The organism is Pseudomonas sp. No.117 (assembly GCF_054558395.1).
This window is the reverse complement of sequence record NZ_BAAJNP010000005.1, coordinates 286509-312223: the sequence shown is the minus strand read 5'-3', so window position 1 is coordinate 312223 and position 25715 is coordinate 286509. Positions and strand designations below refer to the sequence as shown.

23 protein-coding genes are annotated in these 25715 nt (G+C 67.2%); 17 read left to right on the top strand and 6 right to left on the bottom strand.

Annotated features, from left to right (window positions below; genetic code table 11):
• Nucleotides 1-25: 25 nt before the first annotated feature.
• Complete coding sequence (locus tag ACYJP6_RS14225) at nucleotides 26-1270, bottom strand: acyl-CoA dehydrogenase family protein (protein WP_459475654.1); 1245 nt, start codon at nucleotides 1268-1270, stop codon at nucleotides 26-28.
• Between the two features lie 185 nt (nucleotides 1271-1455).
• On the opposite strand from ACYJP6_RS14225, the gene ACYJP6_RS14220 reads away from it, so the two are divergent.
• The 3 genes from ACYJP6_RS14220 (at nucleotide 1456) to ACYJP6_RS14210 (ending at nucleotide 4281) form a co-directional block, all read left to right on the top strand.
• Nucleotides 1456-2448, top strand: a complete 993-nt coding sequence (locus ACYJP6_RS14220) for an MBL fold metallo-hydrolase (protein WP_459475653.1) — start codon at nucleotides 1456-1458, stop codon at nucleotides 2446-2448.
• A 115-nt stretch (nucleotides 2449-2563) separates the two neighbouring features.
• A complete protein-coding gene (locus tag ACYJP6_RS14215) occupies nucleotides 2564-3688 on the top strand; it encodes a hypothetical protein (protein WP_459475652.1) in 1125 nt (374 codons plus the stop codon).
• 122 nt (nucleotides 3689-3810) lie between these two features.
• On the top strand, nucleotides 3811-4281 hold the full coding sequence (locus ACYJP6_RS14210; RefSeq protein ID WP_459475651.1) for an MEKHLA domain-containing protein: 471 nt from the start codon (nucleotides 3811-3813) through the stop codon (nucleotides 4279-4281).
• A gap of 376 nt (nucleotides 4282-4657) precedes the next feature.
• Here ACYJP6_RS14210 and ACYJP6_RS14205 read toward each other — a convergent pair whose 3' ends face one another.
• From ACYJP6_RS14205 to ACYJP6_RS14190, 4 genes are all read right to left on the bottom strand, one after another.
• Nucleotides 4658-5326: a LutC/YkgG family protein gene (locus tag ACYJP6_RS14205; protein WP_459475650.1), complete on the bottom strand. Its 669-nt coding sequence runs from the start codon at nucleotides 5324-5326 to the stop codon at nucleotides 4658-4660.
• Entirely contained in the window at nucleotides 5323-6777 is a 1455-nt protein-coding gene (locus ACYJP6_RS14200) for a LutB/LldF family L-lactate oxidation iron-sulfur protein (protein ID WP_459475649.1), read from the bottom strand. The genes ACYJP6_RS14205 and ACYJP6_RS14200 overlap by 4 nt, the downstream gene beginning before the upstream one ends.
• Nucleotides 6774-7598 carry a (Fe-S)-binding protein gene (locus tag ACYJP6_RS14195; protein ID WP_459475647.1) on the bottom strand — a complete coding sequence of 275 codons (825 nt, stop codon included), beginning with the start codon at nucleotides 7596-7598 and terminating at the stop codon, nucleotides 6774-6776. The genes ACYJP6_RS14200 and ACYJP6_RS14195 overlap by 4 nt, the downstream gene beginning before the upstream one ends.
• 73 nt (nucleotides 7599-7671) lie before the next feature.
• Nucleotides 7672-9369: a lactate permease LctP family transporter gene (locus tag ACYJP6_RS14190; protein ID WP_459475646.1), complete on the bottom strand. Its 1698-nt coding sequence runs from the start codon at nucleotides 9367-9369 to the stop codon at nucleotides 7672-7674.
• 221 nt (nucleotides 9370-9590) lie between these two features.
• Between ACYJP6_RS14190 and ACYJP6_RS14185 the strand changes: the two genes are divergently transcribed.
• The 14 genes from ACYJP6_RS14185 (at nucleotide 9591) to ACYJP6_RS14120 (ending at nucleotide 24976) form a co-directional block, all read left to right on the top strand.
• Nucleotides 9591-10358: a GntR family transcriptional regulator gene (locus ACYJP6_RS14185; protein ID WP_459475645.1), complete on the top strand. Its 768-nt coding sequence runs from the start codon at nucleotides 9591-9593 to the stop codon at nucleotides 10356-10358.
• Between the two features lie 349 nt (nucleotides 10359-10707).
• Nucleotides 10708-11670, top strand: a complete 963-nt coding sequence (locus tag ACYJP6_RS14180; protein WP_459475828.1) for a methyl-accepting chemotaxis protein — start codon at nucleotides 10708-10710, stop codon at nucleotides 11668-11670.
• A gap of 10 nt (nucleotides 11671-11680) precedes the next feature.
• Complete coding sequence (locus ACYJP6_RS14175) at nucleotides 11681-12052, top strand: response regulator (RefSeq protein WP_145013022.1); 372 nt, start codon at nucleotides 11681-11683, stop codon at nucleotides 12050-12052.
• Between the two features lie 20 nt (nucleotides 12053-12072).
• Complete coding sequence (locus ACYJP6_RS14170) at nucleotides 12073-12378, top strand: STAS domain-containing protein (protein WP_459475644.1); 306 nt, start codon at nucleotides 12073-12075, stop codon at nucleotides 12376-12378.
• Nucleotides 12375-14543: a chemotaxis protein CheA gene (locus ACYJP6_RS14165; protein WP_459475642.1), complete on the top strand. Its 2169-nt coding sequence runs from the start codon at nucleotides 12375-12377 to the stop codon at nucleotides 14541-14543. Before ACYJP6_RS14170 ends, ACYJP6_RS14165 begins: the two co-directional genes overlap by 4 nt.
• Before the next feature lie 21 nt (nucleotides 14544-14564).
• Nucleotides 14565-17003 (top strand): methyl-accepting chemotaxis protein, encoded by a 2439-nt coding sequence (locus tag ACYJP6_RS14160; RefSeq protein WP_459475641.1) that lies wholly within the window; start codon nucleotides 14565-14567, stop codon nucleotides 17001-17003.
• A 51-nt stretch (nucleotides 17004-17054) separates the two neighbouring features.
• Nucleotides 17055-19229, top strand: coding sequence for a HAMP domain-containing methyl-accepting chemotaxis protein (locus ACYJP6_RS14155; protein ID WP_459475640.1), 2175 nt, complete (start codon nucleotides 17055-17057; stop codon nucleotides 19227-19229).
• A 7-nt stretch (nucleotides 19230-19236) separates the two neighbouring features.
• Complete coding sequence (locus tag ACYJP6_RS14150) at nucleotides 19237-19740, top strand: chemotaxis protein CheW (RefSeq protein ID WP_459475639.1); 504 nt, start codon at nucleotides 19237-19239, stop codon at nucleotides 19738-19740.
• Nucleotides 19741-19828: 88 nt separating this feature from the next.
• Entirely contained in the window at nucleotides 19829-21484 is a 1656-nt protein-coding gene (locus ACYJP6_RS14145) for a methyl-accepting chemotaxis protein (RefSeq protein ID WP_459475638.1), read from the top strand.
• The gene (locus ACYJP6_RS14140) at nucleotides 21484-21954 is read left to right on the top strand and encodes a chemotaxis protein CheW (protein WP_459475827.1); all 471 of its coding nucleotides are present in this window, start codon (nucleotides 21484-21486) and stop codon (nucleotides 21952-21954) included. The genes ACYJP6_RS14145 and ACYJP6_RS14140 overlap by 1 nt, the downstream gene beginning before the upstream one ends.
• A gap of 10 nt (nucleotides 21955-21964) precedes the next feature.
• On the top strand, nucleotides 21965-22768 hold the full coding sequence (locus ACYJP6_RS14135) for a CheR family methyltransferase (protein WP_459475637.1): 804 nt from the start codon (nucleotides 21965-21967) through the stop codon (nucleotides 22766-22768).
• A gap of 2 nt (nucleotides 22769-22770) precedes the next feature.
• Nucleotides 22771-23280, top strand: coding sequence for a chemotaxis protein CheD (locus ACYJP6_RS14130; protein WP_459475636.1), 510 nt, complete (start codon nucleotides 22771-22773; stop codon nucleotides 23278-23280).
• The gene (locus ACYJP6_RS14125) at nucleotides 23277-24347 is read left to right on the top strand and encodes a protein-glutamate methylesterase/protein-glutamine glutaminase (RefSeq protein WP_459475635.1); all 1071 of its coding nucleotides are present in this window, start codon (nucleotides 23277-23279) and stop codon (nucleotides 24345-24347) included. Before ACYJP6_RS14130 ends, ACYJP6_RS14125 begins: the two co-directional genes overlap by 4 nt.
• A 53-nt stretch (nucleotides 24348-24400) precedes the next feature.
• Nucleotides 24401-24976, top strand: coding sequence for a DUF1349 domain-containing protein (locus ACYJP6_RS14120; RefSeq protein WP_459475634.1), 576 nt, complete (start codon nucleotides 24401-24403; stop codon nucleotides 24974-24976).
• Between the two features lie 16 nt (nucleotides 24977-24992).
• Here ACYJP6_RS14120 and ACYJP6_RS14115 read toward each other — a convergent pair whose 3' ends face one another.
• Nucleotides 24993-25463 carry a MaoC family dehydratase gene (locus tag ACYJP6_RS14115; RefSeq protein ID WP_459475632.1) on the bottom strand — a complete coding sequence of 157 codons (471 nt, stop codon included), beginning with the start codon at nucleotides 25461-25463 and terminating at the stop codon, nucleotides 24993-24995.
• Between the last annotated feature and the right edge of the window lie 252 nt (nucleotides 25464-25715).

Genomic DNA, 25715 nt, shown 5'->3' with positions numbered 1-25715 from the left:
GTTTTGCAGGGGGTCACCGGCAGGGTCAGCCCTGCTTGCTGCCACCACCGATCTGCCAGACGAAGGGCGGCTCGCTGCCGTCGATCTCCCAGGCGCCGACGATGCGCTCCTTGTAGATCAGCGGATTGTGCGAGGCAGCGGTACGGGCATTGCGCCAGTGCCGGTCGAGACCCTTGGCGGCGCGCGTGGCCGAGGCGCCCAGGGCGTTGAACAGGTCGCTGGTGGCGCGCAGCACCAGGTCGGCCACCGCCGACTGGGCCTGGGCGGATTCCAGTTCGGCCGCGACGTTGGCGCGGTGTTCGGCGGCTGCATCCTGGCCATAGCGGGCCTCGAAGGCGACCTGGGCCGCAGCGGCGGCGCTCAGGGTCGCCGCCTCGGCCGCGTAGACGAAGGCCGAGGCCTTGCCCACCACCTGCTGCACCTGGGGATCATCGCTGGCCGCACTGGCGTTGCCATGGCTGTAGACCCGGGTGCGGCCCCGCACCTCCTGGGCGAATTCCCTGACCGCCGCCTGGCCGCTGCCCGTGATCACGGCGAGCACCACCAACTGGTAGAAGGCGGTCTGGTACTTGAAGCGGGTGGCGAAATCGATCAGGTTTTCCGGCTCCACCCGCACGCCCTCGAACACCGAGGTGCCGCTGGCCGTGGTGCGCTGACCGAAGCCGTCCCAGTCGTCGGACTGGCGGACGCCCGGCTGGTCGGTGCGGATGGCGGCGATGACGTCGCCGCCGGTGTCGTCGCGCTGGGCGTAGACGTCGATCCAGTCGGCGAACAGGCTGCCGGTGCTGTAGTACTTGGCGCCATTGAGGCGCCATTCGCCATCCTGCTGGCTGACCCGGGTGATCACCTCGCCGAGCCTGACGGTGCCGATCTCGGTCCAGGCATTGCCGACCAGTTCGCCCGCGACGAAGCGTTCGAACCACACCGCCTGGGACGCACTGGCATGGGCGTTGAGGCGATCCTCGACGAAGGCGAAGTGGCCGCGCAGGGCCTGGGGCAGATTGCTGTCGGCGGCGGCCAGCTCGATCAGCAGCCGGACCAGCTGCGGCAGGCTGGCGCCGCCACCGCCGAATTCCAGCGGCACCCGTACGGCGCCGAAGCCGGCTTCCTTGAGCCAGGCCACGGGCGCATAGGGGAGGGTGCGGGAGCGCTCGCGCTCCAGGGCACCTTCGGCGATGCGGGCGAAGACAGGGCGGAAGCGGGCGGCCAGGCGCTCGTAGTCAGGCGCATCGGTGAGGGTCGGCGGTAGATGGCGAGCGGGCAGATTCATGGAAGATCCTCGGCGGGTGAACGGTCGACGCCAGGGCCTTTGCAAGAGCGTTGCCAGCCTGGAATGCCCGTCCCGACGGGCTTTGCCTAGCCCGGGCTGTCCGGATGGCAGCAGGCTGCCCGGGCACTGTTGCCCAGGCGACAGTGGTGCCCGGCAGGCTAGACTGGGGCTTTTACGGAGTCGCCATGGACCTGCTCTTTCTCGGCACCTCGGCCGGGGTGCCGACCCGTCGCCGCAATGTCGCGGCCCTTGCGTTGATCGAGGATCAGGGCAAGGGCTGGTTCCTCGTCGACTGCGGCGAAGCCACCCAGCACCAGCTCCTGCGCACCCCGCTCTCGGTGGCGGACCTGCGCGCCATCTGCATCACCCATGTCCATGGCGATCACTGCTATGGTCTGCCAGGGCTGCTGGCCAGCGCCGCCATGACCGGCCGTAGCCAGCCATTGGCGCTGATCGCACCCCAGGCGGTGCAGGACTGGCTCGCCGCCACCCAGGCGCTGACCGCGCTGCACCTGCCCTTCGAACTGCAGTTTCACGCCCTCGAGACCTTCAGGGGCGTTGCACTGGGCGCCTGGGAGATCGACGCCTTTCCGCTGTCCCACCGGGTGCCCAGCCAGGCCTTCCGTTTCCGCGAGACCCGCCGGCCGCAACGCCTGGACCCGCTGGCCCTGGCCGCGGCCGGGGTCCCGCACGGGCCGCTGTGGGGGCGTCTGCACGCAGGCGAAGACGTGCTGCATGAGGGACGCCTGCTACGCAGTGCCGACTTCCTGCAGGCGGCTCATGAGGAGCGGCGGCTGGTGGTGGCTGGCGACAACGACCGTCCCGAGCTGCTGGCCGAAGCCTGTCGCGGGGCCCAGCTGCTGGTCCACGAGGCCACCTATGCCCAGGCGCACATCGACAGGACCGGGCAGAGCTGGGGCCATAGCAGCGCCGCCGGCATCGCCCGCTTCGCCGCGGCCCAGCGCCTGCCAGCGCTGCTGCTCACCCATTTCAGTCCGCGCTACCAGGCCGATCCGGCACGCTCGCCGTCCATCGAGGAGCTGCGCCAGGAGGCGGCCGCCTGCTACCACGGTGAGTTGCACCTGGCCGAGGATTTCTCGCGTTTTCGCCTGGATCGCCAGGGGCGGCTGAAAGCCCTGGACCAGAGCGGCGCAGCGGTACTTTCCGTCCAGCGCTAGGGTAGGGCGCCGCGTGCGTCGGCCTTGTCTGGTTCGCTCTGCTTGGGCATAGTGCGAACGTTTATCATTCCAGGGGTCATGGTGACCTCTCGCAGCTCATCCGTAGGAGAAGCAAATGGCGGTGTCTTTGAACAAGGTTTCCACGCTGGGCGCCGTGGCGCTGCTGTCGCTGGCAGTAGCGGCGTGCTCCGCTCGCCCAGAGGCACCGACGCCCCCGCCGCCCCCCGCACCGGCTCCGGTCGCCGCCCAGCCGGCAGCGCCCCAGTCCCCCGCCGAACTCAAGCGCATCGAGCTGGGTTATGGCGTCTACGAGCTGGCCTACAGCCCGGCCAAGCAGTCGGTCTACGCCGCTACCGCGCAATTGACCAAGGGCGTCACCGGTGGGGTGATCTACCAGCTGGATCCGGCTACCCTGGCCATCACCGGGCAGATCCACACCGATCTGAAGAACTTCGCCCTGACCACCGATGCCAGTGGCGAGACGCTGTTCGTCACCAACTCCCTGGACGGCGGCCTCAGCCGCATCGACCTGCGCACCGGCAAGGTGGAGAAGCGGCTCGCCTTCAAGGAGATGGGTCGTGACGGCCATCCGGTCAATCCGCGCCAGGTCATCCTGCATGACGGCCTGCTGTACGTCGGTGGCGTCGGCGATCCGGGCGTGATCTGGGTGGTGGACGCCAAGACCCTGACCCTCAAGGCCCGTATCCCCAATGCCGGCAAGTGGGTGACCGGCCTGCTGTACTCCGAGGACACTCAGCGCCTCTATGCCGCCAACGGTGGTGGCGAGGTGCTGGTGATCAATCCGCGTACCCGCAAGATCGAGCACCGCTGGACCCCCGGTGACGGTGGCAAGTACCTGCTGCTCAACCTGGCCGAGGATCGCGCGAACCACCAACTGTTCGTCACCGACAATTCCGAGGCCAAGACCGTGCTGGTCTTCGACATCCGCACCGGCAAGGTCATCAAGCGCCTGCCAGTGGGCGATGCCCTGGCGATCAAGCTCAACACCCAGCGCAACGAGCTGTACATCACCCAACGTGAGACCGGCCGCCTGTTGATCCTGGACGCCACCACCTACGCCGAGAAGAAGGCTTACGACCTCAAGCCCAATCCCAACAGCCTGCTGGTCAGCCCGGATGGCCAGACGCTGTACGCCACGGTGAAGACGCCCTTCGACAAGGAATACATGAATACCGCGCCGGAAAGCGTGGTGCGCATCGACCTGACCGCGATCAAATAAAACCGGTCTAGCAGTGGTCCGCCGCGCGCTGCGGACCACTTCGGGGCGGACAGGGCTTCCCAAGCCCGCTTGCGTGCTCTTGAATGCGATGATGCCTGTCGCGGTTTTCGAGGAGAGCACGCTTGTCCGCCACCGATCTCACCCTGCTTCCTCTGCTGGAAGCCTCCTATCGCCACTGGCTCGGCCAGTCTCTGCCGCGTCCGCCCGGGTTACCCCAGGCTGAGGCCTTGACCTGGCTGCACGAGCGAGCGCCCTATGCCTTGCTGGCCCACGGCAACGAAAGCGATCCCCTGTTCTGCTACGCCAACGAGCAGGCCTCGCGCTGCTTTGGCTATCCGCACGCCGAGTTCATCGGCATGCCCTCAAGGTTCAGCGCCTCACCCAAGGACCGGGACGAGCGACAGCGGCTGATGGAAGCGGTGGGACGCCAGGGTTATGCCAGTGGCTACGAAGGCTGGCGAGTCGACAAGGCGGGGGAGGCCTTCCAGATCCATGCGGGCGTGGTGTGGAATCTGATCGATGTCGAAGGTGCGCGGCTGGGTCAGGCGGCGTTGTTCTGGCCGGATCCGCAGCGGATCGGGAAGGTGGAGTAAGGCCGGATTGCTAGCCTCGGCTGCGCGCGGAAGACCGAATTCGTGGACAAGGCTGCGCCGTTGTCCACCCTACGCATGCCTGCTCCGTAGCGTTTTCCACGCGGGGGTTGCCGCCGAGTTCGCCCGGCTCATGCAGTTCCTTACTCTCTCTCTGAGGGTAAGGGGAAAGGTTGGCCTGCCAGGTTTCGCTGCTGTTGGTTGAGCTGCGCATGTGTGGGCAAGGCTGCGCCGTTGTCCATCCTACGCATGCCTCTGCCGTAGGGTGGAAAACCGCGTAGCGTTTTCCACGCGGGTTTATCGCCGGATTCTCGCACTTCACGAAACTGCCCCCTCTCCCTGAGGGAGAGGGTTGGGGTGAGGGGGATAGGCAAAGCTCTCACTCATCCTCGACGATCAGCACCACCAGATCCTTAGGCCCATGGGCACCATAGGCCAGTACCTGCTCGATATCGGCGGTCTTCGACGGTCCCGAGATCAAGAGCGCATTGGTCGGCATGCCGCTGCGCCAGTCCTGTTGTTGCTGCAACTCGTAGAAGTTGTCGACCACGGTGCTGGCCCTGAGCAGGGCGATGTGCAGCGGCGGCACCAGGCTCATCAGGCGTGGTTCCTGACGATCCGGCCAGAGCACCAGGCTGCCGGTGGAGGCCAGGGCGCCGAGGGTGCCGGTGAGGCTGGCCGGGGTGTCGTCGAACAGTTCGGCCTTCCACTCCTCAACGGGGCGGTCATAGGCCTTCCAGCGCGGCTGGCCGTCGCCCTGCCAGCGCTCCACCAGCCGCGCGCCGTGGGGCGTGCCAGGGGCGATCAGCAGTTGGTCCAGACCCCGTTCGGCGAGGACGCGATCGACCAGCGCTGGCCAGTCCGCGGTGGTGGTCAGATGGGTTTCGGTGTGCACCGTTTCCATCAGGGTGCGCAGGCGGGCGACACGTTCTTCCGGTGGATAGCGCCAGGGTTCGGTCACCAGGGCTTCGTCGAAGTCGTCGGTCAGCGGCTGGGTACCCTGCAGACTGCCGCGTAGCTTTGCGAGGATGTTGTCGCGGGCGCTCATGGGCGTTTCTCCAGGTGTTCGCGGGCCAGTTCGTGCAGCGAGCGCCGCGCCGGTTTGGGGGCGCTGTGGTGCTCCGTCCAGGGGCCGAGTTGGCCAGGAGTGAAGCGGCCGAAACGGGTGGCCAGGTAGCTGAAGCCACGATAGAGCAGCGGCGAGGTGTAGAGATTCTGCCAGGCATGCCAGGTCCAGCGCTCCCGGGCGGAGAACTTGCTGCCCTGGCCGCGCAGCAGGTGCGGCTCGGCTTCGGGGGCCTTGACGTTTTCCTCGCGCAGCCGGCGCAAGAGCGCCGGAATCGGGATCTTGACCGGGCAGACCTCGCCACAGGCGCCGCACAGCGACGAGGCGCTGGGGTGGTCTGGCGCACGCTCCAGACCCACCAGATGCGGGGTGATGATGGCGCCGATAGGGCCGGGATAGACCTCGCCATAGGCGTGGCCGCCGATGCGGGTGTAGACCGGGCAGTGGTTCATGCAGGCGCCGCAGCGAATGCAGTTGAGGGTCTGGCGTAATTCGCTGTCGGCGAAGGCCTGGCTGCGACCATTGTCGAGCAGCACCAGGTGCACCTCGCGCGGGCCGTCCAGTTCCTCGGCCTTGCGCGGACCGGAGATCAGGTTGACGTAGGTGGTGATCGGCTGGCCCAGGGCGGAGCGGGTCAGCAGCGACAGCAGGGGCACCACGTCGCGCAGATTCTCCACCACCTTCTCGATGCCGGTCACGGCGATGTGCACCGGCGGCACCGTGGTGGACATCCGCCCATTGCCCTCGTTTTCCACCAGCAGCAGGGTACCGGTCTCGGCTACGGCGAAGTTGACCCCGGAGATGCCGATATCGGCCTCGAAGAATTTCCGCCGCAGCACCCGCCGCCCGGTCTGGATGAGTTCGTCGACGTCGGTGGTGTAGGGCTCGGCCAGGTGCTCGTGGAAGAGGGTGCCCACCTGCTGCCGGTTGAGGTGGATGGCCGGCATGATGATGTGCGATGGCTTCTCCGCGGCGAGCTGGATGATGTACTCGCCCATGTCCGACTCCAGGCAGTCGATGCCCTGGGCGCCGAGGACGTGGTTCATGTCCATCTCTTCGCTGACCATGGACTTGCCCTTGATCAGCAGCTTGGCCTCGTGGCGCTCGGCGATCTGCTGGACGATGGCATTGGCCTCGGCCGTGGTCTCGGCCCAATGTACCTGGACGCCATTGCGCGTCAGATTCGCCTCCAGGCGCTCCAGCAGCTCGGGCAACTTGGACAGCGCCCGGGCGCGGATGCGATTGCCCAGCTCGCGCAGCCGCTCGCGTTCGTCGGCATCGCTCATGCTGGCCAGACGCTTGGTCATCAGCGAATCCATGGCGGTGCGGAAGTTACGCCGCAACTGGTCGTCGCCCAGGGCCCGACGCGCGCGTGCCTTGAAGGGTGGTGGTTCGCTCACGTCGGTGAGGGGGATCTTGAGCATCTCGTTCATGCGGCACCTCCGATACGGCGCCAGAGGAAGCTGGCCAGGTGTTCGCCACGCAGGGCGGCACGTTGTTTCTCCAGAGCGCCGTTGATGTTCATCAGGCAACCGCAGTCGGCAGTGATCAGCTGGGCGGCGCCACTGTCCTGCAGGGCGCGGGTCTTGTCCGCCACCATGGCGCCGGAGATGTCCGGCATCCGCACCGAGAAGGTGCCGCCGAAGCCGCAGCATTCGCTCTCGTGGTCATGGTCGACGCGCTCCACAGCCGCTAGCTGGCCGAGCAGGGCGCGGCCGTGCAGGTGGGTCTGCATCTCGCGGCGGGCGCTGCAGGAGGTGTGCAGCGCCACCTTGGTCGGGGCGCCGCGGTCCTGGTAGTCGACCTGGCAGACGTGCAGCAGGAATTCGGCCAGCTCATAGGTGCGCCCGACCAGGTCCTGCACCTGCCGCAGGGTCTCGGGGTCGTCGGCGAACAGTTCGGCATAGTGATGGCGCAGCATCCCGGCGCAGGAGCCGGAGGGCACCACCACCGGCCAGGGTTCGGCGAACAGCGCCAGCTGGGCACGGGCCACGGCGCGGGCCTCCTCGGTATAGCCCGAGGTATAGGCCGGCTGGCCGCAGCAACTCTGCGCCTGGGGGAAATGCACGCGGAGGCCTTCGCGCTCCAGCAGGCGAATGCTGTCCATGCCGGCTTCGGGATAGAAGAGGTCCACCACGCAGGTGCCGAACAGATAGACCTGGGATGGCTTCTGCTGCGGATAGGTCCGCGGCGGCGCCAGGGGTGGCGCGGTGCGGGTGGCGTTGGGGGCGGCGTTGTGGAAGAGGTCGTTCATCAGGCGTCACTCCGGGTTGGCCCGGTAATAAGAGGACCGGCGACGGCCTGAACCGCCGCCGGGAACCGCGTGATCAGTGCACCAGCATGCCGGTGAACACATAGGCCTGCGCCAGGGTGATCAAGCCGACCAGCACGGCGAAGCCGATGCTGTGGCGCACGGTGAAGCGGAACAGGTCGGACTCCTTGCCCACCATGCCGGTAGCCGCGCAGGCCACGGCGATGGACTGCGGCGAGATCATCTTGCCGGTCACTCCGCCGGAACTGTTGGCGGCCACCAGCAGGGTGTCGGAAACGCCGATCTGGTGTGCGGTGGTCGCCTGCAGCGAGCCGAACAGGGCGTTGGACGAGGTATCCGAACCGGTCAGGAACACTCCCAGCCAGCCCAGCAGCGGCGAGAAGAAGGGGAACAGCGCGCCGGTACCGGCCAGCAGCAGGGCCAGGGTGGTGGACATCCCCGAGTAGTTGACGACGAAGGCGAAGGCCAGCACCAGTCCGATGGACAGGATCGGCTTGCGCAGCTCCACCAGGGTTTCCTTGAACACGCCCAGGGCGGTCGAGGGCTTGATGCGGAAGATGGCCATGGCGATCAGCGCCGAGATCAGGATGGCGGTGCCCGAGGCGGACAGCAGGTCGAGCTTGTAGACCGCCGGCATGGGCGTCGGGGTGGCTGCGATGGGCGCCGCCTTGAGCACCAGCTTGTCCAGATAGGGCACCGGCACGTTGATCACCAGGGCATAGAGGGCACCGCCGCTGGCGAACAGCGCCTTGAAGGCCTTGGTGGTCCAGATCGTCACGACCACGGTGAGGATCAGGAACGGCGACCAGGCCTTGATCACGGTGCCTAGCGAATGCTCGGGCGGCAGGCGACCGCCACTGCCAAAGCCCGCGCCGCCGCCCAGCATGGCCGCGCCGCCACCACCACCAACCACGGCCGTCGCACCCGCGGTGGCGTGCTGCGGCTGGCGCAGCTTGAGGTAGCTGGTGAGGGCGATCATGGCGGCCAGCGACGAGGTGATGTCAGGCAGTTCCGGACCGATGAAATTGGAGGTCAGGTACTGGAAGACGGCGAAGGTGCCGCCGCAGATCAGCGCCGGCTTCCAGGTTTCCCGCAGGCCGCGCATGCCATCCATCATGAACATCAGCCACAGCGGCACCAGCAGCGACAGCAAGGGCAGTTGGCGACCGGTCATGGCGCCGATCTTGAAGGCGTCGATGCCGGTGACCTGGCCGGCGACGATGGTCGGAATGCCCAGGGCGCCGAAAGCTACCGGTGCGGTGTTGGCGATCAGGCAGAGCCCGGCCGCCTTCAGCGGATTATGGCCCAAGCCCACCAGCAGGGCGGCGGTGATGGCCACCGGGGCACCGAAGCCGGCCGCGCCCTCCAGGAAGGCGCCGAAGCAGAAACCGATCAGCAGCACCTGCAGGCGCTGGTCGTCGGTGATGGAGAGGACGGAGCTGCGGATGATGTCGAACTGGCCGCACTTGACCGTCAGCTTGTAGAGGAACACCGCCGTGACGATGATCCAGGCGATGGGCCAGAGGCCGTAGAGAAAGCCGTAGCCGGCCGCCGCCAGCGCCTTGTCCACCGGCATGTGGTAGACGAACAGGGCGATGAGCAGGGCGATCGCCAGGGTCAGGGCGCCCGCCACATGCCCCTTGAGACGGAGTACGGCCAGGGCGATGAAGAAGAACAGGATCGGCAGGGCGGCGACGAAGGCCGAAAGGCCCAGGCTGCCGAGCGGAAGATAGAGCTGTTGCCAGGTTTCCATCGGGTGCTCCTTGATTGTTTTTGTAGGGAAGCGGCAGGACGGGGTTGCACAGCATCGCGACCTGTGGCAAAAATTGGTAAGACCAATTTACAAGGGCGACTTCCCGCACGTTAAGCGGGGTCTTTGCGGCTGTCAAACGGGTTATCGTGCGACTTTAGTCGTCCAAACGGTCGTGCCATACCCGTGCGAAGCGGCATCCGAAGGCTTTCTTGAGGGGTTTCATGGAGTTCCAACCGGTCAAGCAGCGGCGTCTGTCGGACGATATCGTCAAGCACCTGGAAGCCTTGATTGCCGAGGGCTCCCTACGGCCCGGTGAACGGCTGCCGGCCGAGCGTGCCCTGGCCGAGCGTTTCGGGGTCTCGCGGCCCTCGCTCCGGGAGGCGATCCAGAAACTGGTGGCGCGCGGCCTGCTCACCAGCCGCCAGGGCGGCGGTACCTATGTCACCCAGGCGCTCAACAGCGCCTTTACCGATCCCCTGCTGCCGCTGCTGGAAAGCCGCGAGGAAACCCGCCGCGATCTGCTGGAGTTTCGCCATACCCTGGAAAGCGCCTGCGCCTACTACGCCGCCCAGCGGGCCACCGAGCCGGACCTGGCGCGCCTGACCCTGGCCTGGGAGCGACTGGAGGCCTGCTACCAGCGACGCGAGACGCTGACCTGCGAAGAGGAGGGCGAGGCCGACGCGGCCTTCCACCTGGCCATCGCCGAGGCCAGCCACAACGCCGTCTACCTGCACAGCATCCGCAGCCTGTTCGAGCTGTTGCGGCATCACATGGTCACCAATATCGGCGGCATGCAGGCCCAGCGTGGCGAAACCCGCGAGCGGCTGCTGGAGCAGCACCGGGCGCTGTACCTGGCGATCGTCGCTGGCGAAGCCGAGCGCGCCCGCGACGCCGCCAGTCTGCACCTGGGCTATGTGCGAGAGGTATTGGAGGAAGCGGGCGCCATGGCAGGGCGTCTAGCACGGGCGAAACGGCGGGAAGATTTCTGAAGAAGTGTGGCAAAATATTGCATGGTGGCACTAGGCTATCGCAATAACTTCTTCGTCCGCGGCTAAAGTTTAGCGATTCGACGCTGATAACCCGGTCAGACCTTCCCGCCTTTGCAGGCGTCTAGACCGGTATCCTCCTGTGGAAAACGCCTCTTCTTCCCCCTCGCTCGTCGACCTTACCTTCGCGCCTGCATTGCTCGGTGCCTGCGGCGCCGCGGCGATTCTCTTCACCGGTGGCCTGAATCCGACCACCCTGGCCCTGGGCGCCGCCCAGGGCGGCCTGGCGGTCGGCCTCGGCTTCTGGCAGCTGCGTCGCGCCCAGGCGCGTCAGGCCGAGCATCCGGTCGGAATGCTCGCCGCCCAGGGTCCGGCCAGCGGCCGTGACGAAGCCCTCGAAGCCCTTTGTGTGGCGGTGCTGCCGGTGTGGTCCGAGCAGATCGAGGCGGCGCGTGCCCATACCGAGCAGGAGATCGTCAGCCTGACCAGCCGCTTCGCCGAGCTGGCGGGGCGCATCGAGAGCGTGACCGGTAACGATCAGGGCGCGGGTGATCGCCTGGTCAACCTGATGGCCAGCAGCCAGAACCAGCTGGATGGCATCCTGCAGTCCCTGCGCGAGGCGCTGTCCAGCAAGGGTGCCCTGCTCAACGAGGTGAATGGCCTCGCCGGGCTCACCGAGCAGCTCAAGAGCATGGCCAAGGACGTCGGTGACGTGGCTCGCCAGACCAACCTGCTGGCGCTCAATGCGGCCATCGAGGCGGCGCGTGCCGGTGAAGCCGGGCGCGGCTTCGCCGTGGTCGCCGACGAGGTCCGCAAGCTGTCCACCCTCTCCGGCGATACCGGGCAGAAGATCGGCGAAACCGTGGAAACGGTGAATGGCGCCATTGCCCGCACCCTGGAGCTGTCGCAACGCCACGCCGAGCGAGACACCGGCACCCTGAACCAGTCCGGCGAGACCATCGAACAGGTCATCGGCGCCTTCGGCGGCACCACGCGCGATGTGGTGGAGCGCAGCGACGCCCTGGCCGAGAACGCCGCGGCGGTCGGCGGCACCATCGGCGAGGTGCTGGTGGCGCTGCAATTCCAGGACCGGGTCAGCCAGATGCTCGGCCATATCCGTGACGACCAGGCCCGCCTCGAGCGCCTGGTGGTCGAACGCCGTGCCCTGGCCGCCAGCGGCCAGCCGCTGCCGCCCCTCGACACCAAGGCCTGGCTCGCCGCCCTGGCCCGTACCTACACCATGGCCGAGCAGGTCGCCGTGCACCACGGCAAGCGACCGGCCGCCACCGCTGAATCCGATATCACGTTCTTCTAAGGAAGCTGCTATGAGCAACAAGACCATTCTGATCGTCGACGACTCCATCTCCATCCGTCAGGTGGTGTCCATGACGCTGAAAAGCGCCGGCTACGACGTCATCGAGGGCTGCGACGGGCGGGACGCCCTGACCAAGCTGGACGGTCGCAAGGTCCACCTGATCATCAGCGACGTGAACATGCCCAACATGGACGGCATCACCTTCGTCGCTGCGGCGAAGAAGCTACCGGCCTACAAATTCACCCCGGTGATCATGCTCACCACCGAATCCGACGCCGCCAAGAAGGCCGCCGGCCAGGCCGCCGGTGCCAAGGCCTGGATGGTCAAGCCGTTCCAGCCGGCGCAGATGCTGGCGGCCGTTTCCAAGCTGATCATGCCCTGATAGCCCCGGAGGCTACCCCCATGAACGACGTCGTTCGTACCCGGTTGCCCTTCGTCGGGCCGCTGACCATCTATACCGCGGCGGACAGCAAGCCGCTGCTGATGGAGCCCCTCTCCGCCGGGGTCACCGTGGCGCTGGAGCTGGCCGAGGTCGACGAATTCGATTCGGCCGGGCTGCAGTTGCTGCTGCTGGCCCACCGGGAAGCGCAACGTCTGGGTGGCAGCCTCGAGCTGGTCGATCCCAGCCCGGCCATCACCGAATTGCTGGCGCTGGCCGGCCTCGCCGATTTCTTCACGGCCACGGCGGCCGAAGGGGTCGCGGCATGAATCTGGACGAGATCCTCAAGACCTTCATCGCCGAGAGCGAGGAGCTGCTGCAGCAGATGGAGGCCGCGCTGCTGCAGATCGAGCAGGCGCCGGACGACGCCGAGCTGATCAACGCCATCTTTCGCGCCGCCCATACCATCAAGGGCTCGGCCGGCCTGTTCGGCCTGGATCACGTGGTGGCCTTCACCCATGTCGCCGAAAGCGTGCTGGACCGCATCCGCAGCGGCGAGCTGGCCTTCGACGACACCCTGTCCGCGCTCTTCCTGGAGGTCTGCGATCACCTCAACGGCCTGATCGCCCGGGTCTCCTCCGGCAGCGAGCCCGAGGCCGAATTCCAGGCGGCCGGCGCCGCCCTGGTGCAGCGCCTCGAACACTACCTGCAACCCAGCGCCAAGGCCCTCGAGCCCGCCGCGACCGCCCGCGCCGCGCTGCCGCCCGCGGATGGCGTGGCGGCCGGTCATTGGCACCTGTCGCTGCGCTTCGGCCCGGACATGCTGCGCAACGGCATGGACCCCCTGGCTTTCGTGCGCTATCTCAACAGCTTCGGTCGCATCGTCACTATCGTCACCCTGACCGATGCCATCCCCGCGGCCGCCGAGATGGACCCGGAGACCTGCTACCTGGGGTTCGAGGTGGCCTTCGACAGTGATGCCGACAAGGACACCATCGAGGCGGCCTTCGAATTCGTCCGCGAGGACAGCCAGATCCGTATCCTGCCGCCGCACAGCCGCAGCAGTGACTACTGCCAGCTGATCGAGGCGCTGCCCGAAGAAGACCTGCGCCTGGGCGAGATCCTGGTGCGCTGCGGCACCCTGACCGCCACCGAGCTGGACGAGGTCCTGCGCCGCCAGGCCGATCCGGCGACACCGCGCAAGCCCATCGGCGAGGCCCTGGTCGAGGCGCACCTGGTCAATTCGCCGGTGGTGGACGCGGCGCTGAACAAGCAGCGCAAGGTCAAGGAACAACGTAGCGGCAGCGCCGGCGATGGCCAGTTGATCCGCATCGACGCGACCAAGCTCGACCAGCTCATCGACCTGATCGGCGAACTCATCATCGCCGGTGCCGGCACCCAGCTCATCGCCCAGCAGAGCGGCCTGGCCGCGCTGGTGGAGTCCACCGGGGTGCTCTCGCGGCTGGTCGAGGAGGTGCGCGACACCGCCCTGACCCTGCGCATGGTGCAGATCGGCACCACCTTCAACCGTTTCCAACGGGTGGTGCGGGACGTCTCCAAGGAGATCGGCAAGGACATCGCCCTGCAGATCAGCGGCGGCGAGACCGAGCTGGACAAGACCGTGGTGGAGAAGATCGGCGATCCGCTGACCCACCTGATCCGCAATGCCATGGACCATGGCATCGAGTCGGCCGAGTTGCGCCTGGCCCGCGGCAAGCCGGCCCAGGGCACCGTCGGTCTGCATGCCTATCACGAGTCGAGCAGCATCGTCATCGAGGTCACCGACGACGGCGGCGGCCTGGCCCGCGAGCGCATCCTGCGCAAGGCGACCGAGCGCGGCCTGATCGCCGAGGGCCAGGTGCTGGCCGACAAGGACGTGTTCAACCTGATCTTCGAGCCGGGCTTCTCCACCGCCGAGCAGATCAGCAACCTGTCCGGTCGCGGCGTCGGCATGGACGTGGTCAAGAAGAACATCACCGCTCTGCGCGGCAGCGTCGACCTCACCAGCGAGGAAGGCCGGGGCACCAAGGTGACCATCCGCCTGCCGCTGACCCTGGCGATCATCGACGGCTTCCTCATCGGCGTCGGCAAGGCCACCTACGTGGTGCCGCTGGAGGCGGTGGAGGAGTGCATCGAGCTGACCGAGGCGGCCAGCGTCCAGGCCAGCGGCAACGACTATCTCGACCTGCGCGGCGAGGTGCTGCCGGTGCTGCGCCTGCGCCAGCTGTTCGCCATCGAGGAAGAGCCGCCGCGGCGGCAGAACGTGGTGGTGGTGCGCTATGCCGGCCAGCGCGCCGGCCTGGTGGTCGACCAGTTGCTCGGCGAATTCCAGACCGTGATCAAGCCGCTCGGCCCGCTGTTCGGCCACAACCGCAGTCTGGGGGGCTTCACCATCCTCGGTAGCGGTGCGGTGGCCCTGATCCTGAACGTGCCCGGCCTGATCGGCGAGGCGTCCTCCACCACCCTGGCCACCCACGCTCCGGCGCTGGCCTGATCGCCTCCGAGAAGTCGACCCATGACCGTCACCAAACGCATGTCCCTGCTGGTCCTCTCCGCGCTGCTGGGGATCATTCTCCTGGCGGGCATCGCCTACCAGCAACTCAGCCAGGTGTACGAGCGTGCCAACTATGGCAACGACAACACCGTGCCCTCCATTCTGGGTATTGACGCCATCGACGCCCATTCCGCCGACATCATCACCGGTATCTACCGCCATCTGGCGGCGGACGGCGAGGCGGCAACGCGCGATGTCGAGAAGGAGTTGACCGAGGCGCAACAACTGACCGAGAAGGCACTCAAGGACTATGAGCCGCTGATCTCCGACGAGACCGATCGGCGCATGCTGCAGGACGATCGCCAGGCGATCGCGCAATTGAACGATCTGGTCGCCCTGGTATTGCCGCTGTCGCGAGCCAGCCAGGACGAGGAGGTCAAACGCATCCTCGGTGAGAAGCGCAAGATCGTCGACCATGTCGGCGATACCCTCGATGCGCACCGCGGCTACAACCAGAAGCTGGGTAGCGAGCAGGCGCAGATTGCCGGCCATACCATGAGCCAGGCCACCGTCCTTTCCATCGGCATCGCCCTGGCGACGCTGCTGGCGGTCGGCCTGCTCGGCTTCTTCATCACCCGCAACCTGCTGCGCCAGCTGGGCGGTGAGCCAGCCGCGGTGGCCAAGGTCGCCAACCGGACGGCAGCGGGCGATCTGCCGGATGACTTGCGCCTGCGCGAGGGCGACGATTCCAGCCTGATGGCGGCCATGCAGCGCATGGTGCTGACCCTGCGCGGCCTGGTGCAGGAAATGACCACCATGGCCGCCGAGCACGACCGCGGCGAGACCGATGCGCGCATCCCGCTGGAACGTTTCCAGGGCACCTTCCGCAACGTCGCCGAGGGCGTCAACGCCATGGTCGCCGGTCACCTGAGCGATTCCAGCAAGGCCATGGCCTGCGTACGGAGCTTCGGTGAAGGCGATCTGGCCGCGCCGCTGGAACGCTTCCCCGGCAAGAAGGCGGTGATCAACGACAACCTCGAACAGGTACGCGGCAACATCCAGCAGCTGGTCGCGGAGATGGTGCAGCTGTCCCAGGCCCATGATCGTGGTGAAACCGACGCGCGCATCCCCGTGGAGCGCTTCCAGGGCACCTTCCGCAGCATGGCCGAGGGCGTCAACGCCATGGTTGCCGGCCACCTGGAGGATTCGCGCAAGGCCATGGCCTGCGTCAAGAGCTTCGGCGAGGGTGACCTGTCGGTGGCCCTGGAACGCTTCCCCGGCCAGAAGGCGGTGATCAACGACAACCTCGAGCAGGTCCGCGGCAACATCCAGCGCCTGGTCGAGGACGCCAACCAGCTGAGCCAGGCCGCCATGGCCGGGCGCCTGGACACCCGTGCCGATGCCAGCGCCCACCAGGGCGACTTCCGTCGCATCGTCGCCGGCATCAACGGCACCCTGGACGCCATCGTGGCGCCGGTCAGCGAGGCCATGGACGTGATGGCCGGCCTGGCCCAGGGCGACCTGAGCCGTACCGTGCGCGGTGACTACCAGGGCCAGCTGCTGGACCTCAAGCAATCGGTCAACGGCACCGTGGGCAAGCTGAACCAGATCATCGGCGACGTGCGACTGTCGGCGGACGCCCTGGCCAGTGCCTCGGAAGAGATCTCCGCCACCGCCCAGAGCATGAGCCAAGCGAGTACCGAGCAAGCGGCGTCGGTCGAGGAGACCAGCGCCAGCGTCGAGCAGATGTCGGCGTCCATCGCCCAGAACACCGAGAACGCCAAGGTCACCGACGGCATGGCCGGCAAGGCCGCGCGGGAGGCCAACGAAGGGGGCGAAGCGGTCGGTGAGACCCTGGTGGCGATGAAGACCATCGCCGAGAAGATCGGCATCGTCGACGACATCGCCTACCAGACCAACCTGCTGGCGCTGAACGCCGCCATCGAGGCCGCCCGTGCCGGCGAGCATGGCAAGGGCTTCGCCGTGGTGGCCGCCGAGGTGCGCAAGCTGGCCGAACGCAGCCAGGTGGCGGCCCAGGAAATCGGCACCGTGGCCAAGAGCAGCGTGGCCCTGGCCGAGCGCGCCGGCAACCTGCTGGACCAGATCGTGCCCTCCATCGGCAAGACCTCGGACCTGGTGCAGGAAATCGCCGCCGCCAGCGAAGAGCAGAGCAGTGGGGTGAGCCAGATCAACGGCGCCATGCTGCAACTGAGCCAGATCACCCAGCAGAACGCCTCGGCGTCGGAAGAGCTGGCCGCCACCGCGGAAGAGATGAGCGGCCAGGCCGAGCAGCTGCAGCGCCTGATGGGCTTCTTCAACACCGGCGAAGGCCGGGTCGTGCAAGACCTGGAGCGGGCACTGGAGGCTTCGCGGCCCAGGGTGACACGCGCCTCCGGCAAAGCGTTACGCAATGGCACCTCCGGTAATGCACCCGAAGGCTACGTGCCCTTCGACTCCTGATTCCCTACCTTGCGGCCTCCCCCCTGGGTGGCCTTTTTCGAGACCATCGACATGACCGTCATCAAGAAAATGCTGCTGCTGGTGCTGTCTGCGCTCCTCGGCATCCTGGTGCTGGCCGGCACCGGGCAATACGAGATCGACCAGGTGTTCCAGGCGGCCAACTATGGCAACGACAACACCGTCCCCAGCCTCAAGGCCCTCGGCGATGTCAACGACAGCCGCTCCGACTACGTGGCGGGCATCTATCGCCACGTGCTCTCCACCAGTGCCGATGGCATGAGCTCGGTGGAGCAGGACCTGGCCAGCGCCAAGGACCGTATCGGCCAGAGCCTGGACAGGTACGAGACGCTGGTGTCCGACGACCGCGACCGCGGGCTGCTGGCCACCGATCGCGCCAGCTTCGTGGCGTTGTTCGCCCTGGGCGAACAGGTCGTCGCCCTGTCGCGGCAGAATCGCAACGAAGACGCCCAGGCGCTGATGACCAGCCGCCGCGACGTCCTCGCCACCATCAACAAGGCCATCGACGAGCACGTCGCCTACAACCAGACCCTGGCGCAACAGGGCGTGCAGCTGGCCCAGAAGACCAAGGTCGAGGCCACCTGGCTGGCGCTGTCCATCGCCCTGGCGACCCTGCTCGCCGTCGCGCTGCTGGGCTTCTTCATCACCCGCAACCTGCTGCGGCAGCTGGGCGGTGAACCCGCCGCGGTCGCCACCCTGGCCGGCCGCGTGGCCGCCGGCGACCTGCCCGACGACATTAAGCTGCGCGCCGACGACAAGACCAGCCTGATGGCGGCCATGCAGAACATGGTCACCACCCTGCGTGGCCTGATCAGCGAGATGAGCAGCATGTCCGCGGCCCATGACCGCGGCGAAACCGCCGTGCGCATCCCGGCCGAGCGTTTCCAGGGCACCTTCCGCGACATGGCCGAGGGGGTCAACGGCATGGTCGCCGGACACCTCAGCGACTCCAGCAAGGCCATGGCCTGCGTCAAGAGCTTCGGCGAGGGCGACCTGTCGGTGGCCCTGGAACGCTTCCCCGGCCAGAAGGCGGTGATCAACGACAACCTCGAGCAAGTGCGCGGCAACATCCAGCGCCTGGTGGAGGACGCCAACCAGCTGAGCCAGGCCGCCATGGCCGGGCGCCTGGACACCCGTGCCGATGCCAGCGCCCACCAGGGTGACTTCCGCCGCATCGTCGCCGGCATCAACGGCACCCTGGACGCCATCGTGGCGCCGGTCAGCGAGGCCATGGACGTGATGGCCGGCCTGGCCCAGGGCGACCTGAGCCGTACCGTGCGCGGGGACTACCAGGGCCAGCTGCTGGACCTCAAGCAGTCGGTCAATGGCACCGTGGGCAAGCTGAACCAGATCATCGGCGACGTGCGGCTGTCGGCCGACGCCCTGGCCAGTGCCTCGGAAGAGATCTCCGCCACCGCCCAGAGCATGAGCCAGGCCAGCACCGAACAGGCTGCCTCGGTCGAGGAGACCAGCGCCAGCGTCGAGCAGATGTCGGCCTCCATCGCCCAGAACACCGAGAACGCCAAGGTCACCGACGGCATGGCGGGCAAGGCCGCGCGGGAGGCCAACGAAGGTGGCGAAGCGGTCGGTGAGACCCTGGTGGCGATGAAGACCATCGCCGAGAAGATCGGCATCGTCGACGACATCGCCTACCAGACCAACCTGCTGGCCTTGAACGCCGCCATCGAGGCCGCCCGTGCCGGCGAGCACGGCAAGGGCTTCGCCGTGGTGGCCGCCGAGGTGCGCAAGCTGGCCGAACGCAGCCAGGTGGCGGCCCAGGAAATCGGCACCGTGGCCAAGAGCAGCGTGGCCCTGGCCGAGCGCGCCGGGTCGCTGCTCGACGAAATGGTACCGTCCATCAGCAAGACCTCCGATCTGGTACAGGAAATCGCCGCGGCGTCCGAAGAACAGAGTAGCGGAGTCACTCAGATCAATAGCGCCATGCTGCAACTCAACCAGATCACCCAGCAGAACGCCTCGGCGTCGGAAGAGCTGGCCGCCACCGCGGAAGAGATGAGCGGCCAGGCCGAGCAGCTGCAGCGCCTGATGGGCTTCTTCAACACTGGTGATGGCCGGGTGGTCCAGGACCTCGAGCGTGCCATCGAGCAGGCCCGGCCGGTCGTGGCCCGCACGGCCCAGCCGGCCCCGCGCCGTACCCAGCTGGCCGCCGGCGGCCTGCCGGACGGCTACGTCCGCTTCCCGGAGTAACGGCGTCATGAATGCCCTGACCCTTGGCGACATCGTTCACGAACACCTGGGCCACCAGCACCTGACCTTCGTGGTGAAGGGCGAGACCTACGCGGTGGATACCCTCGCGGTTCGCGAGATCATCGAGTTCGGCCAACTGACCCAGGTGCCCCTGATGCCGGCCTGCATTCGCGGCGTGATCAACCTGCGCGGCGCCGTGGTGCCGGTGGTCGATCTGGAAGCGCGCTTCGGGGGCGCGCCGACCCGCGTCGGACCGCGCACCTGCATCGTCATCCTCGAGGTGAGCGATACCGAGGATACCCAGGTGCTGGGCGTGGTGGTGGATGCGGTGAGCGAGGTGCTGGAGATCGCCGCCGCGGACATCCGTCCGGCGCCGGCCTTCGGCAGTCGCCTGGCGCCGCACTTCATCGCCGGCATGGTCAAGTCCGCCGACGGCTTCGTGACCCTGCTGGATGTCTCCCGGGTGCTGGACGTGCACGAACTGGCCAGCCTCGCCCAGGCTGTCTCCTGACCGCTCCGCCCAGCTGAATTCCGGCGTCGACCGCAGGTGGCGCCTCTTTCTCGATACCGTTGCAACCGGCGCCGGAGGCGCCTCCACCATGCTGAACAGACTTCGCGTTTCGACCAAGCTGGCGATCGGCTTCGGAGCCGCCATCTTCATGCTGATGCTGACGATAGGCGTGGCGATCCTGAACATGGAGAAGATGAAGGAGGCGGCCGACACCATGTCGCAGCGCAACTTCCCGCTCACCGTGCTGGCCAATACGCTGTCGCGCAATACCCTGGATTCCGGACGGCTGATGCGCAACCTGCTGCTGCAGGACGCTGTCGAGGCGCGGGCCAAGAACCTGGAAGACATCAAGCGGATACGGGCCGAGAACTCCGACATCCTCGCCGAGCTGGGCAAAAGAGTGCAGAGCGATGAAGGCAAGCGTCGGCTCAACGCCATCATCGAGACCCGCCAGCGATTGCAGGACAAGTACACCGAATTCTTCCGTCTGTTGGACGTCGACCGCGGCCAGGCACGGGATTTCCTGCTGAATGTGTTCGCACCGAACAATAACGAACTCGTCGCCGCGGCCAGTGCGCTCAATGAGCACCAGGCCCAGCGCATGATTTCCTCGGGTGAGGAGGCCACCACCGCCTATGTCGACGCCCGCAACCTGATGATGGTGATCGGCGCCGTCGCCATGCTGGTCTCCCTGCTGCTGGGCTACCTGATCGCCCGCAGCCTGGTGCGCCAGCTGGGTGGCGAGCCGGCCTATGCCGCCGAGGTGGTGCAGCGCATCGCCCGTGGCGACCTGAGCGTCGCGGTGGTGACCCGCGCGGGTGACACCTCCAGCATGCTCGCTTCGGTGCGCACCATGACCACCACCCTGGCACAGATCATCAGCGATGTGCGCAGCTCGGCCGATGGCCTGGCCAGCGCCTCCGAAGAGGTCTCGGCCACCGCCCAGAGCATGAGCCAGGCCAGCACCGAGCAAGCGGCGTCGGTCGAGGAGACCAGCGCCAGCATCGAGCAGATGTCCGCCTCCATCGCCCAGAACACCGAGAACGCCAAGGTCACCGACGGCATGGCCGGCAAGGCCGCGCGAGAAGCGGAGGAGGGCGGCCAGGCGGTACGGGAGACGCTGGTGGCCATGAAGACCATCGCCGAGAAGATCGGCATCGTCGACGACATCGCCTACCAGACCAACCTGCTGGCCCTGAACGCCGCCATCGAGGCCGCCCGTGCCGGCGAGCACGGCAAGGGTTTCGCCGTGGTGGCCGCCGAGGTGCGCAAGCTGGCCGAACGCAGCCAGGTGGCGGCCCAGGAGATCGGCACCGTGGCCAAGAGCAGCGTGGCCCTGGCCGAGCGTGCCGGCTCGCTGCTGGACGAGATGGTGCCCTCCATCAACAAGACCTCCGACCTGGTCCAGGAAATCACCGCCGCCTCCGAAGAGCAGAGCGCTGGGGTCGAGCAGATCAACGGCGCCATGCTGCAACTGAGCCAGATCACCCAGCAGAACGCCTCGGCGTCGGAAGAGCTGGCCGCCACCGCGGAAGAGATGAGCGGCCAGGCCGAGCAGCTGCAGCAACTGATGGAATACTTCACCCTGGCCGGCGCGCCGGTGACGCAGCAGGTCGTGCGTCCCGCCAACAACCGTCCGGGCCCCAGCCTGGCCGAGCGCACCTCGGCGCTGCTCGACACCTCGCGGCGTGTCCCGCAGGGCCGCGCACCGGCCGGCTTCGCCCGTTTCGAGGAGCATGCATGATGCTGTCCCGTCAGTTCCTCACCTTCCAGCTCGCCGGTGATCTCTACGGCGTCAACACCGCTTGCGTGCGCGAGATCATCGAGTACGGCGCGGTCACCACGGTGCCCATGCTGCCACCCGCCATCCGTGGCGTGATCAACCTGCGCGGCGCCGCCGTGCCGGTTATGGACCTCGGCGTGCGCTTTCGCCACCAGGTGACCGAGACCTCGCGACGCAGCTGCATCGTGGTGCTGGAGATCCAGGTCGACGGCGACCCGCAGGTGTTCGGCATCGTCGTGGACGCCGTCTGCGAGGTGCTTGAGATCGCCGCCGACGGTATCGAGCCGGCGCCGCGCTTCGGCGCCGCCATCCGTACCGACTTCATCCTCGGCATGGCCAAGCAGGGTGCGGGGTTCGTCATCCTGCTGGACATGGACCGGGTCCTGGGCGAGGACGATCTCGCCCAGCTCGCCGCCGTGACGGCTGCCTGAGTACCGGCCCATGGAACTACCCGCCCTGAGCGACAGCGAATTCCGGCAATTTCGCAGCTTCATCTTCCGGGTCGCCGGCATCAGCATGTCCGATGCCAAGCGCCCCCTGGTGAGCGGCCGGCTCGCCAAGCGCGTGCGCCAGCGTGGCACACCCAGCTACGATGCCTATTTCCAGCTGATCCAGCGCGACCAGGCGGAGTGCCAGATCGCGGTCGATCTGCTGACCACCAACGAGACCTATTTCTTTCGCGAGCCCAAGCACTTCGACTTCCTGCGCGAGCAGGTGCTGCCGAACTGGGATCGCCGCCAGCCCTTGCGGCTGTGGAGCGGCGCCTGTTCGTCCGGCGAAGAGCCCTACACCCTGGCCATGACCCTGGCCGAGGGGCTGGGCGAGCGGCCGTGGGAGATCGTCGCGTCCGACCTGAGCACCCGGGTGCTGGCCAAGGCGCGCGGCGCCCAGTACCCGCTCGCGGAAGCCGAGAACATCCCGCCTGCGCTGCTGCGGCGCTATTGCTTCAAGGGCGTGGGCGACAACGACGGCACCTTCCTGGTCGATCCGCGGCTGACCGCGCGGATCGCCTTCCGGCAGATCAATCTGAACAACGCGCTGCCGGAACTGGGCACCTTCGACATCATCTTCCTGCGCAACGTGATGATCTACTTCGATCTGCCGACCAAGCGCCAGGTGGTGTCGCGGCTAGTCCGCCATCTGCGCCCCGGTGGCTACTTCTTCGTCAGCCATTCCGAAAGCCTGAACGGAGTGACCGATTCCCTGAAGATGGTCAGTCCCTCCATCTATCAGCGTCCGCTCTAGGCATGTCTGCCCGGCCGGAGCTCTTCCTGCGTCCTGGCGAATGGTATTTCGGCGCGGGCGAGCTGCGCGTCCGCACCATCCTCGGCTCCTGCGTGGCCTTCGTGTTCTGGCATCCCGGTCGCCGGCTGGGCGGCATGACCCATGCGCTGCTGCCCAATCGCCAGCGCCCCGTGCCAGGCGCCCTGGCCGATGGTCATTACGTCGACGAATCCCTCGCCCTCATGTGCGCGGCCATCGCCCGGCACGGGGGCGACCTGGCGGGCTACCAGGTGCGCCTCTATGGCGGCGGCAACATGTTTCCCCAGCTCCTGCACGGGCGGGTCAAGAACATCGGCGACCTCAACGTCGACACCGCCCTGGCGCAACTCGCCGCGGCCGGATTGCACCCCGTCCATAGCCATGTCCGCGGGGTCGGCCATCGCAAACTGTCCCTGGACCTCGTCGACGGCCAGGTGCTCATGCAACAGGTGGGGCTAAGCTATGCCCCGCCGCTCAAGAGACTCACTCCATGAACAAGATCAAGGTCCTTATCGTCGACGACTCCGCCGTGGTGCGGCAGGTACTCGCCCAGAGTCTCGCCGAGGATCCCGCCATCGAGGTGCTGGGCGTCGCCGCCGACCCGGTGTTCGCCCAGGACAAGATGCGCAAGCAATGGCCCGACGTCATCGTGCTGGACGTGGAGATGCCGCGCATGGACGGCATCACCTTCCTCAAGAAGATCATGGCCGAGCGCCCGACGCCGGTGGTGATCTGCTCCACCCTGACCGAGAAGGGTGCCGCCACCACCCTGCAGGCCATGGCTGCCGGGGCGGTCAGCATCGTCACCAAGCCCCAGGCCAATCTCAAGCAATTCCTCAAGGATGCCTCGGACGACCTCACCAGCGCGGTGAAGGCGGCCGCCCGGGCCAATCCCAAGCGCCTGGCGCCGCGCGCCGCACCGGTGGTGCCGCCGCCCAAGCTCAGCGCCGATGCCATCCTGCCGGCCGGCGGTAGCCCGGCCATGGCGCGTACCACCGAGCGTATCGTCGCCCTGGGCACCTCCACCGGCGGCACCCAGGCGCTGGAAGCGGTGCTCACCACGCTGCCACGGGTCTGCCCCGGCATGGTGGTGGTCCAGCACATGCCGGAGCGCTTCACCGCCGCCTTCGCCGAGCGGCTGGACCGCCTCTGCGAGCTGGAGGTGCGCGAAGCCCGCCATGGCGACCGGGTACTGCCCGGGCGCGTGCTCATCGCTCCCGGTGGTCGCCACATGCTGCTCAAGCGCAGCGGCGCCCAATACCAGGTGGACGTGATCGACGGGCCACCGGTCAGCCGCCATCGGCCCTCGGTGGACGTGCTGTTCCGCTCGGTGGCTCGCGCCGCCGGCAGCAATGCCCTCGGCATCATCATGACCGGCATGGGCGACGACGGTGCCCGGGGGCTCAAGGAGTTACGCGACGCCGGTGGCCGTACCCTGGGCCAGGACGAAGACAGCTGCGTGGTCTACGGAATGCCCAAGGAAGCCATGAAGCTCGGCGCGGTGGAGCAGGAAATCGGCCTGAACCAGATCGCCGCGGCCATCCTCAAAGGCGGCTGCTAGACGAACTTGCGGGGCGATCCGCACTCCAAGCGCCAGCACGCAAGGAGAGCCCCATGTTCGACATCTGCCACTGGCTCAACGAACCCGAAACCTGGCTGGCCGAGGCCGACCGGTTGCGGGTCATCACCGATCGCCACAGTGACTTCTGGCGCCAGACCCATGACGGTGGCGAACGCCACAGCGGCCATTTCTTCGGCGCCCGGGTCACCAGCGGCTTCACCGCCCAGGTGCGGGTCGCCGCGCGCTGCAAGAACCAGGGCGATCATGCCGGGCTGATGGTGCGGATCGACGATCAGCACTGGCTGCGCGCCGGCATCGGCTATTTCGACGACACCCCGCAATTGCTGAGCGTCCTGACCCTGGGCCGTTCCGACCTGGCCCTGGGTGCGCCGCTGGGCGAACGGGAAGAGGTCTGGCTGAGGATCACCCTGACCCAGGGCACCCTGCGCGTGCAGGCGTCGCTCGATGGCCAGCGCTGGCCGCTGTTGCGGCTGGCCAGTGTGCCGGCGGCGGCGGAATATCGGGTCGGTCCGGTGTGCGGGACCCCCGAGCGCGGCGGCATGGAGGTGGCCTTCAGTGACTTCAGCCTGCAGGCCCCGCTGCAGCGCGGCCTCGCCGACCTGAGCTGAGGCGGAGAAGGGCGTCTCAGCCGACGGTGACGGGGGGCAGCTCCACCTGCTGGACCTGCACCGCCTTGCGCGGTGCGACCACCTTGGCCACGCCGTCCACGACCTTGTCGCCATGCTGGTTGAACACCCGGGTGGCCAGGTTGACGCGGAATTTCGGCAGCTTTTCCAACACCTCGATTTCCACCGTCAGGGTATCGCCCAGCTTGACCGGCTTCTCGAAGGTCATGGTCTGGTCGACGTAGAGGGTGCCCGGGCCGGGCAGATTGCAGGCCACCGCCGCGCTGATCAGGGCGCCACTGAGCATGCCGTGGGCGATGGGCTCGCGAAACAGGGTCTTGGCGGCGAATTCGGCATCCAGGTGCAGCGGATTGCAGTCGCCGGAGACGGCCGCGAACAACAGGACGTCGCGCTGCTCGATGGTGCGGGTCACGGACACCTTCTGGCCGATCTCCAGGGCTTCATAAGGGATGTTTTCGGTCAGGCTCATGACGCGCTCCGGCAGCTGTGAAAGGGCGGCAGACGCCGCGAAGCCGGGCATTCTACCCAGGCTCAGGGCCCGAGGCTAATCGGCTCGGGGAAAAGCCTACAGATAGGATGACCGAGATCGACCATACGGTCATAAGATGACGTTAAGGGCGCATATTGATGCTGTTGCGGGCAAGGCAAAGCTGCTAGGCTCGCAGGGCCGGTTCACTGCTGATCACGGCACTCTCCCACGAACAATAACCAAGAGCAGGAG

What these genes read in the sequence shown, in the direction of transcription:
- ACYJP6_RS14215 (WP_459475652.1), top strand. Translation starts at nt 2,564, where the DNA reads ATGGCGGTGTCTTTGAACAAGGTTTCCACGCTGGGCGCCGTGGCGCTG.
- ACYJP6_RS14165 (WP_459475642.1), top strand. Translation starts at nt 12,375, where the DNA reads ATGAATCTGGACGAGATCCTCAAGACCTTCATCGCCGAGAGCGAGGAG.
- ACYJP6_RS14115 (WP_459475632.1), bottom strand. Translation starts at nt 25,463, where the DNA reads ATGAGCCTGACCGAAAACATCCCTTATGAAGCCCTGGAGATCGGCCAG.
- ACYJP6_RS14205 (WP_459475650.1), bottom strand. Translation starts at nt 5,326, where the DNA reads ATGAGCGCCCGCGACAACATCCTCGCAAAGCTACGCGGCAGTCTGCAG.
- ACYJP6_RS14180 (WP_459475828.1), top strand. Translation starts at nt 10,708, where the DNA reads ATGCTCGCCGCCCAGGGTCCGGCCAGCGGCCGTGACGAAGCCCTCGAA.
- ACYJP6_RS14140 (WP_459475827.1), top strand. Translation starts at nt 21,484, where the DNA reads ATGCTGTCCCGTCAGTTCCTCACCTTCCAGCTCGCCGGTGATCTCTAC.
- ACYJP6_RS14150 (WP_459475639.1), top strand. Translation starts at nt 19,237, where the DNA reads ATGAATGCCCTGACCCTTGGCGACATCGTTCACGAACACCTGGGCCAC.
- ACYJP6_RS14190 (WP_459475646.1), bottom strand. Translation starts at nt 9,369, where the DNA reads ATGGAAACCTGGCAACAGCTCTATCTTCCGCTCGGCAGCCTGGGCCTT.
- ACYJP6_RS14195 (WP_459475647.1), bottom strand. Translation starts at nt 7,598, where the DNA reads ATGAACGACCTCTTCCACAACGCCGCCCCCAACGCCACCCGCACCGCG.
- ACYJP6_RS14175 (WP_145013022.1), top strand. Translation starts at nt 11,681, where the DNA reads ATGAGCAACAAGACCATTCTGATCGTCGACGACTCCATCTCCATCCGT.
- ACYJP6_RS14220 (WP_459475653.1), top strand. Translation starts at nt 1,456, where the DNA reads ATGGACCTGCTCTTTCTCGGCACCTCGGCCGGGGTGCCGACCCGTCGC.
- ACYJP6_RS14155 (WP_459475640.1), top strand. Translation starts at nt 17,055, where the DNA reads ATGACCGTCATCAAGAAAATGCTGCTGCTGGTGCTGTCTGCGCTCCTC.
- ACYJP6_RS14130 (WP_459475636.1), top strand. Translation starts at nt 22,771, where the DNA reads ATGTCTGCCCGGCCGGAGCTCTTCCTGCGTCCTGGCGAATGGTATTTC.
- ACYJP6_RS14160 (WP_459475641.1), top strand. Translation starts at nt 14,565, where the DNA reads ATGACCGTCACCAAACGCATGTCCCTGCTGGTCCTCTCCGCGCTGCTG.
- ACYJP6_RS14145 (WP_459475638.1), top strand. Translation starts at nt 19,829, where the DNA reads ATGCTGAACAGACTTCGCGTTTCGACCAAGCTGGCGATCGGCTTCGGA.
- ACYJP6_RS14225 (WP_459475654.1), bottom strand. Translation starts at nt 1,270, where the DNA reads ATGAATCTGCCCGCTCGCCATCTACCGCCGACCCTCACCGATGCGCCT.
- ACYJP6_RS14170 (WP_459475644.1), top strand. Translation starts at nt 12,073, where the DNA reads ATGAACGACGTCGTTCGTACCCGGTTGCCCTTCGTCGGGCCGCTGACC.
- ACYJP6_RS14185 (WP_459475645.1), top strand. Translation starts at nt 9,591, where the DNA reads ATGGAGTTCCAACCGGTCAAGCAGCGGCGTCTGTCGGACGATATCGTC.
- ACYJP6_RS14200 (WP_459475649.1), bottom strand. Translation starts at nt 6,777, where the DNA reads ATGAACGAGATGCTCAAGATCCCCCTCACCGACGTGAGCGAACCACCA.
- ACYJP6_RS14120 (WP_459475634.1), top strand. Translation starts at nt 24,401, where the DNA reads ATGTTCGACATCTGCCACTGGCTCAACGAACCCGAAACCTGGCTGGCC.
- ACYJP6_RS14135 (WP_459475637.1), top strand. Translation starts at nt 21,965, where the DNA reads ATGGAACTACCCGCCCTGAGCGACAGCGAATTCCGGCAATTTCGCAGC.
- ACYJP6_RS14125 (WP_459475635.1), top strand. Translation starts at nt 23,277, where the DNA reads ATGAACAAGATCAAGGTCCTTATCGTCGACGACTCCGCCGTGGTGCGG.